Consider the following 12,867-nt stretch of genomic DNA (forward strand, 5'->3'; position numbering starts at 1 on the left):
CGCCCCGATCAGGGGCGTTTTCCCATTTCTGCACCCAGCGTTTTCAGCGCGTCTGAAGCGCTGCTTGCGATGCGTTGCCCTTCTGCGATGGCTTCTTCGGCGCGAAACAGCTCCATCACCGAAACCGACGACAAATCTGCATCCAGAACCACATCCGCCGGATCGACCGCGGCGCGAGAAGCGCGCAGAAATTCAGTCAGAATGTCGATCGATGTAGAAACCACATCCATATAGGCCGGGCCGCTTTCCTGCTTTGGCTCGGAAAGCCAATCCGCAACGCCCTGAGGCAGATAGCCACGCAATCCTTCGCCGCCAATGCGGGACAGATAACTGTCTTCTTCCTTGGGCTCCCACAATGTGTTTCCGGATTTCGCATTTGGATTTACCGCGATTGTTCGCGCTGCGCCAAGCGCCCGGCACGCCGAAGTGGGCACCGGGTTAATCAGCCCACCATCCAAAAGCCAGCGGCCGTCATGTTGGCATGGCGAAAATACACCCGGAATGGCAATCGATGCACGTATGGCCGGAATCAAAGGCCCTTGTTTGAGCCAAATCTCGCGGCCCGTGGCCATATCGGTGGCCACCGCAAGAAAAGGTCGGTCGAGGTCTTCGATGCGGTCAGGCAAGCCGATCTCGCTCAGGACCTGCGTGATGGCAGAGCCCTCCACAAGCCCGCCGCGATCCAGACGCAGGTCCAGATACCGCAGAAACCGCGCCTTAGTCAGGCTGCGTGCCCAGTCTTCCAGAGCGTCCAGCTTGCCGGCGGCCCAAACCGCCCCCACCAGCGCACCCATGGAGCACCCGGCAACAACGTCAGGCTCCATTCCTTGGCTCTTTAGCTCCCGGAGCACGCCAATATGGCACCACCCACGCGCACCGCCCGACCCAAGCGCAAGGCCGAGGCTCATTCAGCAGCCACCCGCTTGGGATTGAGCATCGGTCCGAGATAACGCCCTGTATGGGAACGCTCGACCTCGGCAACCTGTTCAGGTGTGCCCTCGGCAACAATTTCGCCGCCTCCATCACCGCCTTCCGGGCCGATGTCGATGATCCAGTCCGCAGTCTTGATCACATCAAGATTGTGTTCGATCACGATCACCGTGTTCCCGCCCTCGACCAGTTCGTGCAGAACCTCGAGCAATTTTCGCACGTCTTCGAAATGCAGGCCGGTCGTGGGTTCATCAAGGATATAGAGCGTACGCCCCGTTGAACGCTTGGCCAGTTCCTTGGACAGCTTCACCCGCTGGGCCTCACCACCAGACAGCGTGGTGGCTTGCTGGCCGACCTTGATATAGCCAAGCCCGACACGCATCAGCGCATCCATCTTTTCCCGGATGCTCGGAACCGCCTTGAAGAACTCTTGTGCATCTTCAACAGTCATATCAAGAACGTCGGCTATGCTCTTGCCTTTAAACTTGATTTCCAGAGTCTCACGGTTGTAGCGCGCGCCTTTGCAGGTCTCGCATTCGACATATACATCCGGCAAGAAGTGCATCTCGATCTTGATGACACCGTCCCCCTGACAGGCCTCACAGCGCCCGCCTTTGACGTTGAAAGAGAACCGTCCCGGCTTGTAGCCACGCGCCTTGGCCTCGGGCAATCCGGCGAACCAATCGCGGATCGGCGTAAAGGCCCCGGTGTATGTCGCTGGGTTGGAGCGCGGCGTGCGGCCAATGGGACGCTGGTCGATGTCGATGACCTTGTCGAGATGTTCGAGCCCCTTGATCGTCTCGCAGGGCGCAGGCGTCTGGCGTGCGCCGTTCAGCGCCATCGAGGCCGTCTTAAACAACGTCTCGATCGTCAGAGTGGACTTCCCGCCCCCCGAAACACCCGTCACGCAAACAAATTTACCCAGCGGGAATTCAGCCGTCACGTTCTTGAGATTGTTCCCGGTCGCCTTGACGACCTTTAGCTTTTTCTTGTTGCCCTTGCGCCGTTCAGCGGGCACCGCCACTTCCCGCCCGCCGGACAAATACTGACCCGTCAGACTGGCAGGATCCGACGCAACCTGATCCGGAGTGCCTTGCGATACCACTTGTCCGCCGTGCACACCCGCGCCCGGGCCAATATCAAAGACATAGTCAGCCTCGCGGATGGCTTCTTCGTCATGTTCAACCACGATCACGGTATTGCCCTGATCGCGCAGGTTCTTAAGCGTGGTAATCAGCCGGTCATTGTCGCGCTGGTGCAGTCCGATGCTCGGCTCGTCCAGCACATAAAGAACCCCCGTCAGGCCAGAACCAATCTGGCTGGCAAGTCGAATGCGCTGGGATTCACCGCCCGACAACGTGCCCGCATTTCGGCTCAGGGTCAGATACTCAAGTCCGACATTGTTCAAAAAGCCGAGCCGTTCGCGAATTTCCTTGAGGATCGCCCGGGCGATTTCGTTTTTCTGATCCGTGAGGTTGTCCGGTACGGTCTGGCACCAGTCAAAAGCCTGCCGGATCGACATCTGGACCACCTGCCCCACGTGCAGCAGGCTGTCCTTGTCTTTGGCTGAGCCGATCTTCACCGCCAGAGCTTCTTCGCGCAGACGGTAACCGCCACAGGTTCCGCAGGACCGATTGTTCTGGTAACGCTCGAATTCTTCGCGGATCCAGTTGCTGTCTGTTTCGCGGTAGCGGCGCTCCATATTCGGGATCACGCCTTCGAAGGCGCGGCTGACCTGATAGACCCGCCCGCCTTCGTCATACCGGAACTGGATCTCTTCTTCGCCGGAGCCATAAAGGAAAACCTGCTGCACGTGCGCTGGCAGGTCTTTCCAGCGGGCGTTCTTGTCGAACTCGTAATGCTTCGCGATGGCTTCGATGGTTTGCAGGAAATACGGGCTCTTGCCCTTACGCCAAGGCGCCAGCGCTCCATCAGAAATCTTGAGCGTCTGATCCGGCACGACCAGCCGTTCATCAAAGAACAACTCAACCCCCAGACCATCACAGTCAGGACACGCGCCAAAAGGCGCGTTGAAGGAAAACAGGCGCGGCTCAATTTCGGGAATCGTGAAACCGCTGACCGGACAGGCAAAGTTTTCGCTGAAAGTGATGCGCTCTGCGTCGGGCGTATTGCCGTCATCATCCGCGCGCGGCGCGGTTTCCAGAATCGCGATGCCATCCGCCAGATCGAGCGCAGTGCGGAAACTGTCAGCCAGACGGGTTTCCATCCCTTCGCGGACGACAATGCGATCTACGACAACGTCGATGTCGTGGCGGAATTTCTTGTCCAGTGTTGGCGGCGTGTCCAGATCGTAGAATTCGCCATCCACTTTAACGCGCTGGAAGCCTTGCTTGCGCAGTTCCAGAAATTCCTTGCGGTACTCACCCTTTCGATCCCGGATGATCGGCGCCAGAAGGTATCCCCGGGTTCCGTCTTCCATGGTCATCACACGGTCAACCATGTCCTGGACCTGCTGCGCCTCGATGGGCTGGCCGGTTGCAGGGCTGTAGGGCGTACCAACCCGCGCGAACAGCAGACGCATATAGTCATAAATCTCGGTCACCGTGCCAACGGTTGAGCGCGGGTTCTTGGAGGTGGTTTTCTGCTCGATTGAAATCGCCGGGCTGAGCCCCGCGATATGATCCACATCGGGTTTTTCCATCATATCGAGGAACTGCCGCGCATAGGCCGACAGCGATTCCACGTAGCGGCGCTGGCCTTCTGCGTAGATGGTATCAAAGGCCAGAGACGACTTGCCCGAACCGGACAAGCCGGTGATGACCACAAGCTGATCACGCGGAATATCCACGTCAATGCTCTTGAGGTTATGTTCACGCGCGCCGCGCACCTCGATCTGTTTCAACTCGGGCATTGAGTCCCCCAAAACTGGTTCAGACACACAGATAGGCCATCCCGTCTTCCGCGCCAACAGAAATATGTGAACGAAATATGAACATACGAGGTCTGCAGGGCAGGTTTTCCACGCCTTGCCCGGGCTTTCAGCCTCTGATTGGATGGCACTGCACAGAAGATAACGGAGTAAGCCATGAAGACCGCCTTGCCTCTTGTCGCAGCCGCCTTCCTTTCAGTTCAACCTGCCTGCCTGTTGGCCGAACAAACCGTTCTGGTGCTGGATGGGTCGGGGTCCATGTGGGGGCAAATCGACGGTGAGGCAAAGATCAGCATCGCACGCGACGTGATTGGTGCATTGCTTGACGACCTATCCCAAGACCGGGCGCTTGGACTGACGGCCTATGGGCACCGACGCGAGGGCGATTGCAATGACATTGAAACGCTGGTCACGCCCGGCCCTGATACCCGGGCTGCAATCGCCGCCGCGGTTGCAACCATCACACCACGGGGCAAAACCCCCATGTCCGCCGCAGTGACCGAAGCTGCTCGCGCCCTGCGCCACACCGATGAAAAGGCGACGGTTATATTGATTTCGGACGGGTTGGAAACCTGCGAGGCGGATCCTTGCGCTGTCGCGGCCGAGCTTGAGGCCTCAGGTGTTGATTTCACTGCGCATGTGGTCGGCTTTGACATCTCGGATCCACTGGCTCTGGAGCAGCTACAGTGTATCGCATCCAAGACCGGCGGAACCTATCAGTCCGCACGCGACGCGGACGAGCTGGGAAAGGCTTTGCGCGATGTGGCCGTCACCCCACAAGAGCCACCCGCCGCGCCCGAGCCACAGGCCCCGCCTGTCGTTCTGAACGCGCCCGACAAAGTTCCGGCCGGAACGATCATCGATGTCGGCGTGACCGGCGACATCCGGGACACCGACTTTGTCGCCATCGTTCCCGCAGGTGCCGAGGCTGCCACAGCCGAGATCTACGTGACCATGGCGCTTGGGAGCCCTGCACGCATTCAGACCCCGACTGCCCCCGGAGCATACCGGCTCCTCTATCTGCAAAACGGTCAGGATGGCCGCGTACTGGCTGAAACCACGCTGACACTCACAGAAGCGGGCCCTGCGCTGAACGCACCGGACAGCGCCGCCGCCGGCTCGCAGATCGAGGTCAGCTGGAGCGGTCCGGGAACAGAGTGGGATTTTCTGACAATCGCACGGCCAGACGCTGGCGGCGGCTACGAAACGGCATCGGACTATCTGGCAACCGGCGGCAACCCGATCGCCATAACAATGCCCTCGGCACCGGGAACCTACGAGCTGCGATACATCTACGGCGAAAACCGCGAAATTCTTGTGAAACGGACAATTTCAGCCAACTGACCATACAAAAAGGCCCGGGAACGAGCCCCGGGCCTTTCATGCACTCAGTACCCGCTCAACGATAAAGCAACGAAGTCCCATTTGCGAAAAGATGCACCTTGTCCGGGCTGGCGGTCAGTTTGACCGACGTCCCACGCACATCCCGGTGAATGCCGGGCAACTTGCCGATCACCGCATCCTCGCCGCCCTGCTTTTCGAAATAGAGCAGCGTGACCTCACCCAACGCTTCGGTGATCTCGACCTTGCCGTCAAAGATTGCCTCGCCGTCGGTCGACACGAAGTCTTCGGGCCGCACACCGACATTAACCTTTAGGCCCATGTCCGCCTCGGTGGTCGGGTAATCCGAAACCGCCGTTCCGCCACCGGCCATTTTGACCGTGGTTTGCGCACCTGTGCCGACGACCTCACCGGGCAGCAGATTCATCGAAGGCGAGCCAATGAACTGGGCCACGAATTCGCTGTTGGGCTTTTCGTAAAGCTCAAGCGGCGTGCCGACCTGTGCAATGCCTTTGTTGGCCAGAACCACGATCCGGCTGGCCAGTGTCATCGCCTCGACCTGATCGTGCGTTACGTAGATCATGGTGCGATCGGGCATCTGTTCCTTGAGTTGCGCAATCTCGATCCGCGTGGCGACACGCAGCGCCGCATCGAGGTTGGAGAGCGGCTCATCAAACAGATAGACCTTTGGATCGCGCACCAAAGACCGCCCAATGGCGACCCGCTGACGCTGGCCGCCGGACAGCGCCTTAGGAAGTCGATCAAGATACTGATCCAACTGCAAAATCCGCGCAGCTTTGTTGACCGCTTCGTCGATTTCGGATGCACTTTTCTTGGCCAGTTTCAGAGCAAAGCTCATGTTCTCGCGTACGGTCATATGCGGATAAAGCGCGTAGGACTGGAAAACCATGGCAATACCGCGCTGCGCGGGCGGCACGTCATTCACCAATTGGCCGTCGATTTCCAGCGTCCCGCCGGTGATCTTTTCAAGACCGGCGATCATGCGCAGCAAGGTGGATTTGCCGCAACCGGACGGTCCAACAAAGACGATCAACTCACCCTGTTCGATATCGAGGTTGATGTTCTTGAGCACATCGACTGTGCCACCATATGTTTTCGCAACATCGGTCAGTTTTAAAGTGGCCATATCCGTCCCCCCTGTTTTCAGTTCTTTTCGGCCAGCAAGGCAAGCGCAGGCTGCCATGGGCCGAGATGAAGCTTGCCGTCCGGCGCTGCCGCCGTGCTGCCGAGTTCCTGACCGATCTGCAGCCAAGCCCCTTTGGGCATTTCCATAACCGCCGGCTCGGCACTCAGATTGATGGCAACGAAAATCTTTTCGCCTTCGTGCTCGCGCATGAAATGCACGATGCTGCCGGTGTTGCGAACATCGCTGTGCTCACCTTTGACCAACGCCTTATGCGCGTGGCGGAAGGCGATAGCTTTGCGATAATGATGGAGCAATGCACCGGGATCTTGTTCCTGCGCGGCGGCGGCGCGGTTCAGATGGTCATGGCTGACCGGCAACCATGGCTGCCCTTCTGAAAACCCGCCGTTTTGATTGTTCTTTTCCCAAACCATCGGGGTCCGGCAGCCATCGCGACCCTTGTATTCTGGCCAGAATTCAATGCCATAGGGGTCCTGCAGGTCCTCAAATGCCACGTCGGCCTCGGGCAGCCCCAACTCTTCGCCCTGATAAAGACAGGCCGAGCCACGCAAACACAAGATCAAGGTGGCATAGGCACGCTGCGCCGCGGGGCCAAGGTTCCAGCGCGACGGATGGCGCGTTACATCGTGGTTCGAAAAGGCCCAGCAAGCCCAGCCATCGGTGGCCACCTCGTCCACGCGCTCCAGCACATCGACCACGCGGTCGGCGGTTGGTTTGGTCTTGGACAGGAACTCAAAGCTGTAACACATCTGAACCTTGTCATCGCCCGACGTGTATTCGCCCATGATCTCAAGACCGCGCTGCGCATCGCCCACTTCGCCCACCGCCGCCGCCGCCGGATATTCCTCCAGCACCGCACGGAACCGGCGCAGAAATTCGAGGTTCTCCGGGCGGTTCTTGGAATACAGGTGTTCCTGATGATTGTAGGGGTTCACCGAAGGCGCGATGGTGTCATCGCGGCGTTCTGGTGCCAGTGCCGGATTAGAGCGCAACTGCTGGTCGTGAACATAGAAGTTGATGGTATCGAGCCGAAAGCCATCGACACCCCGATCCAGCCAGAACCGGACCACATCCAGCAAGGCATCCTGCACCTGCGGTTCGTGGAAGTTCAGATCCGGCTGCGACGTCAGGAAATTGTGCAGGTAATACTGCTCGCGTCGCGCGTCCCACTGCCATGCAGAGCCGCCAAAGATCGACAACCAGTTGTTGGGCGGAGTGCCATCGGGTTGCGGGTCGGCCCAGACGTACCAGTTGGATTTGGCATTATCTCGGCTGGCTCGGCTTTCGGCAAACCAGGCGTGCTGATCCGAGGTATGCGACAGCACCAGATCAATCATCACCCGCAGCCCGTGCTGATGTGCGCCTTCGATCAGCGCATCGAAATCAGCCAGCGAGCCAAACATCGGATCAACGTCGCAATAATCGCTGACGTCGTATCCAAAGTCTTTCATAGGCGACGTAAAGAACGGCGAAATCCAGATCGCATCCACTCCAAGCGAGGCGATATGCGGCAGGCGCTGAGTAATCCCGAGAAGATCGCCAATGCCGTCGCCGTTGCTGTCTTGAAAACTGCGCGGGTATATCTGGTAGATCACCGCACCGCGCCACCAATCCTTGTCAGCCGTCAGAGTTGCAGGCATGTCAAAGTCCGCCTTTGCATTCATAGTCTTGTCCTTACTTCACCGAGCCGGCCAACAGACCGCGCACGAGGTATTTCTGCATCGCAAAGAAAACCACCAGGGGCACCGAGATCGACACAAAGGCCGCCGTTGCCAGGATTTCCCAATTGCCGCCGCGTGTGCCCAGCAATTCAACGATTTGGTTTGTCATTACGGTCGTCTGGCCACTGGCGTCGATCAGGAACACCTTGGCCACCAGCAGATCGTTCCATGTCCACAGGAACTGGAAGATCGCAAAGCTGGCCAGCGCCGGGAATGACAGCGGCAGGATGATCTTGGTAAAGATCTGAAAATCCGTCGCTCCGTCGACGCGCGCGTTTTCGATGATGTCGCGCGGCAGACCAACCATGTAGTTGCGCAGCAAATAGATCGCCAAGGGCAGTCCAAATCCCGTGTGCGCCATCCAGGTGCCCAGATAGCCTTTGCCGATTCCGATGCCCAAATGCAGCTTGAGCAACGGGATCAACGCCAGTTGCAGCGGCACCACAAGCAATGCGACCACGAATGCCACCAGCAGCGCCCTGCCCGGGAAATCCATCCAAGCCAGCGCATAGGCCGCAAAGGCGGCGATCACGATGGGAATGATGGTTGCGGGAATGGTCACGGTCAGCGTGTTGAAGAAGGCCTTGGCCATGCTGTCTTGGCTGTTGCCGGAAAACAAAACCTGCTCATAGTTCTCGAGCGTGAAATCCGGTGGCAATTCCGCATTGACAAAAATGCGGCTGCCGCGCCGACCGCTGAATTCCTCTTCGCTGGTCTGGCGATAGTCACCATTCTCCTGCACCGTCACCTTGGATCCATTGCGCAGCTCGGCCGTGTCACCCGGCTGAAACGCGCCAAGCTCTCGGGCCGAAATGCCCCATGTCCCGATTTTCGCCTGCGGGGCCTCTGCTTCGTCGAACAGGTTTCCTTCGATCACGTAGAGCGCGCCATCCTGAACCTGATCTGCAGGCGCCCCGGCCCGCAGGGTCAGGTTCTGTTCAGACGTGGTCAGCGATTTCCACCATCCCGAGGCAGAAATCTGATCGGCTGTCCGAAACGAGCTTACAAACAGCCCTGCAGTCGGGAAAAGCCACAAGAGAACCAGCGCTACGACCGAGATGTGCACAGCCCATGTGAGCGAGGATTTTGTTCCGGCGATATTGTCCATGACGTATCCTCCCTCAGCGCATTTCTTTGCGCGCGTTGCGCACGTTCCAGATCAGGATGGGTGTCACCAGCAGCATGATCACCATGGCCGATGCACTTCCAACGCCCCAATCGCGCGAAACGAACAATTGCGTGTACATGTAATTGGCCAGAACCTGGGTGCCCCATTGGCCGTTGGTCATAGCAAAAACGATGTCGAAGACCTTCAGAACAACCAGCGTGATGGTGGTCCAGACCACGACGATCGTGCCCATGATCTGGGGCATCTTGATCTTGAAGAAGATCTGGAACGGGTTCGCACCGTCCACGATGGCCGCTTCGATGGTTTCTTCGGGAATGCCGCGCAGGGCCGCCGACAGGATCACCATGGCAAAACCTGTCTGGATCCACACCAGCACGATCATCAAAAAGAAGTTGTTCCAGAAAGGAACGGTGAGCAACTGAACCGGATCGTTGCCGGTCAGGCCAACATAGATGGCATTCACCACACCAATCTGGCTGGTGTCCGGTGGACGGGCATCATAGATCAGCTTCCAGATCACCGCCGCGCCGACGAATGAGATGGCCATCGGCATAAAGATCAATGACTTGGCGATATTTCCCCAGCTGATCCGATCGGTCAGCTGCGCCGCCAGAAGACCAAAGGCCGTCGACAAAGCCGGCACAACGATCAGCCAGAACATGTTGTTGAACATGGCCTCCCAAAACTTGGGGTCTGATGACATCTGGGCGTAGTTTTTCAACCCGACAAATTCATAAACGGTCGTTCCGTCGGTTTGGGTCACGCGCTCTGTTAGCGACAGGCGGATGGTTTCGACGACCGGATAGGCAAGATACAAAGACAGGGCAAAAAGCGCCGGAAACAGAAACAGCCATGGCCGGATCAGATTGGCACGATTGATGTTTCGCCCCGCATTTGGCCCCTTGGCCGGAAACAGGACTTTATCGAGAAATTGGTTCGACAGCCAGAAGTAGCAAAGGCAGCCGCCCACGCCGATAACAATGGTCACAAGACCCGCAAATGCCGGATGCATTACGTCCTCCCCCCGAAAATGGCTTGGAAATACCGGGGATTGTCCCGGTTCTTGGGTCTTTCCCGAACGCGCCGGGAAAGACAGTCTTTTGAGGTGCGGTCAGCCAGCGCTTACTTCAGCGCGTCCCAGCTGTCCTGAATGCCTTTGGCCACTTCGGCTGCATCCTTACCACCAGTGTAGTCAACCATCCCGGTCCAGAACGAACCCGCACCAACGCCACCCGGCATCAGGTCAGAGCCGTCAAAGCGGAAGGTGGTTGCGCCCAGCAGGATTTCGTTCATGCCGCGGCCGGTGTCATCGGCGAACTTGGCTGCATCAACGCCCTTGTGCGGCGTCAGGAAGCCACCCTTGGACATCCAGATTTCGTGTGCAATCGGATCCTGAAGGAAGGCCACGAGTTCATGCGCTGCTTCGGATTCGTTGGTCATCGCAAAGAGCGTGCCCGCACCCAGAACCGGGTTGCCGAGATCCTTGTCCGCGTAGGACGGGAAGTAGAAGAAGTCTGCGTCCAGACCGACTTCGGTGCCTTCTGGGAAGAACGCCGGGATGAACGAAGCCTGACGGTGCATGTAGCACTGTGCCGGCGTGTCAAACAGGCCCTTGGGCGAGTCGCGGAAATCGGTTGTGGCAACAGCACCTGCACCACCGGCAACATAGTCGTCGTTGCGTGCGAAATAGCCGAACTCTTCGATGGCGGCGACGATGGCCGGGTCATCAAAGGAACGCGCGTTGCTGACCCATTCGTCATAAACCGCAGGAGGCTGAGTGCGCAGCAGCAGGTCTTCAACCCAGTCCGTCGCCGGCCAGCCCGTTGCGGCACCGGAACCCAGACCGATACACCATGGTGTTTCACCATCAGCCACGATCTGATCGGTCAGTGCTTTGAGCTCTTCCATCGTAGTCGGGATCTCATAGCCTGCGTCTTCGAAGTTCTCAGGCACATACCAAACGAGCGACTTCAGATCGACGCGGAAGAACATGCCGTAGTGATTCATGTTGCCCGCTGGATCTTTGTAGCTGCCCAGATCAACCCAGGATTGGCCCGCTGCGTAGTTTTCTTTGACCCACTCGGTAACCTGAGGCTTCAGCGGTGTCAGAAAGCCGCGCGCTGCCATGTCCGCAGCCAGACCCGGCTGTGGGAATACGGCCAGATTCGGCGCAGAACCTGCTTCGGCGTCGACAACAATCTGCTGCTCGAAGCTGTCCGAACCGACATAGCTGACTTCGTGGCCAGTCCGCTCTTCGAAGACATCAAAAATCTCTTCAATGATTTCCGCCTCTGGCGACAGCCAAGGGCCTGCAACTGTGATTTTATCAGCGCTGGCCTGACCCGCGACCAAAGCCGACGCCGCCACTCCAAGCAGATACGATTTCTTCATTGGGTTTCCTCCCGTCTAGTTCGCGGCTGCGCCGCGTATGTCACCCCGACACGCTTTCATGGCTTTTCAAATTTGCCAAAGCGCTTTGGATGATTAGACATGACCGAAAACACAAGTCCGAGTCAATGGGGATTGGCATGCTTTTGCCTTGTTTTATGTTGCTGCACCGCAGCTAAACGCATGACTTCAACGCGGACAACAGCACGCACACCATAAGAATATGGCACCTCACCCCTTGACAAATTCGAAGCGCTTTGGGCCTTATCTGCGCATGAACCTGAAAGAACTCTCAGAACACCTTGCCTTGTCGCAGACCACGGTTAGCCGTGCGCTGAACGGCTACCCTGAGGTCAGTGAAAAGACGCGTGAACGGGTTCATCAGGCCGCGAAAGAGCTGAATTACAGCCCCAACGCACGGGCCAAAAGCTTGGCCACGGGGCGTTCACAAACCATCGGTCACGTGATTCCCGTCTCGACCCAGCATGAAATGGTGAACCCGGTCTTTGGCGACTTTGTCGCCGGCGCCGGTGAGGCCTATGTGCAGCAGGGCTTTGACATGATGCTCACCCTTGTGGATGACAACGACGAAGAAGACGCCTATCGCAAGATCAAGGCACGCGGAAACGTCGATGGAATCATCGTGCACGGCCCGCGCATGCAAGACAGCCGGATCGCCCTGCTGACAGAACTGGGCCTGCCCTTCGTAGTTCACGGCCGCGCATCGGACGTCACCACGCCGTACAATTGGCTGGACACCAACAACACGCGCGCCTTTCGTCGCGCAACAGACTTTCTGCTGGATCTGGGGCACCGCCGGATCGCCCTGATCAACGGGCTTGAGGTCATGGATTTCGCCCACCGCCGCCGCGGCGGATACGAGGACGCCTTGAAAAAGCGTGGCGTAGACCCGGACCCGGCCCTGATGCGCAGCGAAGAAATGACCGAAATATTCGGGTATCGCAGCGCATCCGAGATGCTGGCGATGGAATCACCGCCCACCGCCTTTCTGGTCGCTTCGATGATGATCGCCATTGGCGTGCGCCGCGCCATTCACGAAGCTGGCCTCGAAATGGGCCGCGATGTTTCCGTGATCACCCATGATGACGATCTCAGCTACATCAAGAACGGCCATGATGTTCCGATTTTTACCGCGACCCGCTCGTCGGTGCGCACCGCGGGGACGCGGGTTGCAGAAATGCTGATGCAGCAGATCAAGAACCCGGACAGTGATCCCCAAACCGAACTGATGGAGGCCGAATTGATCATCGGAACCTCTACGGGCCCTGCCCCCACCTGATTT

Annotated in this window: 9 protein-coding genes; 2 read left to right on the top strand and 7 right to left on the bottom strand. The window is 58.2% G+C overall.

The genetic code is table 11. The features are described 5' to 3' along the window. Window positions 1-8 precede the first annotated feature (8 nt). The gene (locus PFY00_RS07745) at window positions 9-908 is read right to left on the bottom strand and encodes a patatin-like phospholipase family protein (RefSeq protein ID WP_271431965.1); all 900 of its coding nucleotides are present in this window, start codon (window positions 906-908) and stop codon (window positions 9-11) included. Further along, window positions 905-3,802 (bottom strand): excinuclease ABC subunit UvrA, encoded by a 2,898-nt coding sequence (gene uvrA / locus PFY00_RS07750; RefSeq protein ID WP_271431966.1) that lies wholly within the window; start codon window positions 3,800-3,802, stop codon window positions 905-907. The genes PFY00_RS07745 and uvrA overlap by 4 nt, the downstream gene beginning before the upstream one ends. A gap of 174 nt (window positions 3,803-3,976) precedes the next feature. Here uvrA and PFY00_RS07755 point away from each other — a divergent pair, with 174 nt between their 5' ends. After that, entirely contained in the window at window positions 3,977-5,164 is a 1,188-nt protein-coding gene (locus PFY00_RS07755; protein WP_271431967.1) for a vWA domain-containing protein, read from the top strand. Window positions 5,165-5,219: 55 nt separating this feature from the next. Here PFY00_RS07755 and PFY00_RS07760 read toward each other — a convergent pair whose 3' ends face one another. The 5 genes from PFY00_RS07760 to PFY00_RS07780 all read right to left on the bottom strand — a co-directional run bounded on the left by PFY00_RS07760 (window position 5,220) and on the right by PFY00_RS07780 (window position 11,567). Then, window positions 5,220-6,308 (bottom strand): ABC transporter ATP-binding protein, encoded by a 1,089-nt coding sequence (locus PFY00_RS07760; RefSeq protein WP_271431968.1) that lies wholly within the window; start codon window positions 6,306-6,308, stop codon window positions 5,220-5,222. 17 nt (window positions 6,309-6,325) lie between these two features. Continuing rightward, a complete protein-coding gene (bglA, locus tag PFY00_RS07765) occupies window positions 6,326-7,990 on the bottom strand; it encodes a beta-galactosidase BglA (protein WP_271431969.1) in 1,665 nt (554 codons plus the stop codon). Window positions 7,991-8,000: 10 nt separating this feature from the next. Continuing rightward, window positions 8,001-9,155, bottom strand: coding sequence for a carbohydrate ABC transporter permease (locus PFY00_RS07770; RefSeq protein ID WP_271431970.1), 1,155 nt, complete (start codon window positions 9,153-9,155; stop codon window positions 8,001-8,003). 13 nt (window positions 9,156-9,168) lie between these two features. Continuing rightward, window positions 9,169-10,188 (bottom strand): carbohydrate ABC transporter permease, encoded by a 1,020-nt coding sequence (locus PFY00_RS07775; protein WP_271431971.1) that lies wholly within the window; start codon window positions 10,186-10,188, stop codon window positions 9,169-9,171. 110 nt (window positions 10,189-10,298) lie between these two features. Then, entirely contained in the window at window positions 10,299-11,567 is a 1,269-nt protein-coding gene (locus PFY00_RS07780; RefSeq protein ID WP_271431972.1) for an ABC transporter substrate-binding protein, read from the bottom strand. A 271-nt stretch (window positions 11,568-11,838) separates the two neighbouring features. Here PFY00_RS07780 and PFY00_RS07785 point away from each other — a divergent pair, with 271 nt between their 5' ends. Next, window positions 11,839-12,864, top strand: a complete 1,026-nt coding sequence (locus tag PFY00_RS07785; RefSeq protein WP_271431973.1) for a substrate-binding domain-containing protein — start codon at window positions 11,839-11,841, stop codon at window positions 12,862-12,864. Window positions 12,865-12,867: the final 3 nt, after the last annotated feature.

Origin of the sequence: Thalassococcus lentus (genome assembly GCF_028023555.1) — a bacterium.
GTDB lineage: Bacteria > Pseudomonadota > Alphaproteobacteria > Rhodobacterales > Rhodobacteraceae > Thalassococcus_A > Thalassococcus_A lentus.

What these genes read in the sequence shown, in the direction of transcription:
- PFY00_RS07780 (WP_271431972.1), bottom strand. Translation starts at nt 11,567, where the DNA reads ATGAAGAAATCGTATCTGCTTGGAGTGGCGGCGTCGGCTTTGGTCGCG.
- PFY00_RS07745 (WP_271431965.1), bottom strand. Translation starts at nt 908, where the DNA reads ATGAGCCTCGGCCTTGCGCTTGGGTCGGGCGGTGCGCGTGGGTGGTGC.
- uvrA (WP_271431966.1), bottom strand. Translation starts at nt 3,802, where the DNA reads ATGCCCGAGTTGAAACAGATCGAGGTGCGCGGCGCGCGTGAACATAAC.
- PFY00_RS07760 (WP_271431968.1), bottom strand. Translation starts at nt 6,308, where the DNA reads ATGGCCACTTTAAAACTGACCGATGTTGCGAAAACATATGGTGGCACA.
- PFY00_RS07755 (WP_271431967.1), top strand. Translation starts at nt 3,977, where the DNA reads ATGAAGACCGCCTTGCCTCTTGTCGCAGCCGCCTTCCTTTCAGTTCAA.
- PFY00_RS07775 (WP_271431971.1), bottom strand. Translation starts at nt 10,188, where the DNA reads ATGCATCCGGCATTTGCGGGTCTTGTGACCATTGTTATCGGCGTGGGC.
- PFY00_RS07785 (WP_271431973.1), top strand. Translation starts at nt 11,839, where the DNA reads ATGAACCTGAAAGAACTCTCAGAACACCTTGCCTTGTCGCAGACCACG.
- PFY00_RS07770 (WP_271431970.1), bottom strand. Translation starts at nt 9,155, where the DNA reads ATGGACAATATCGCCGGAACAAAATCCTCGCTCACATGGGCTGTGCAC.
- bglA (WP_271431969.1), bottom strand. Translation starts at nt 7,990, where the DNA reads ATGAATGCAAAGGCGGACTTTGACATGCCTGCAACTCTGACGGCTGAC.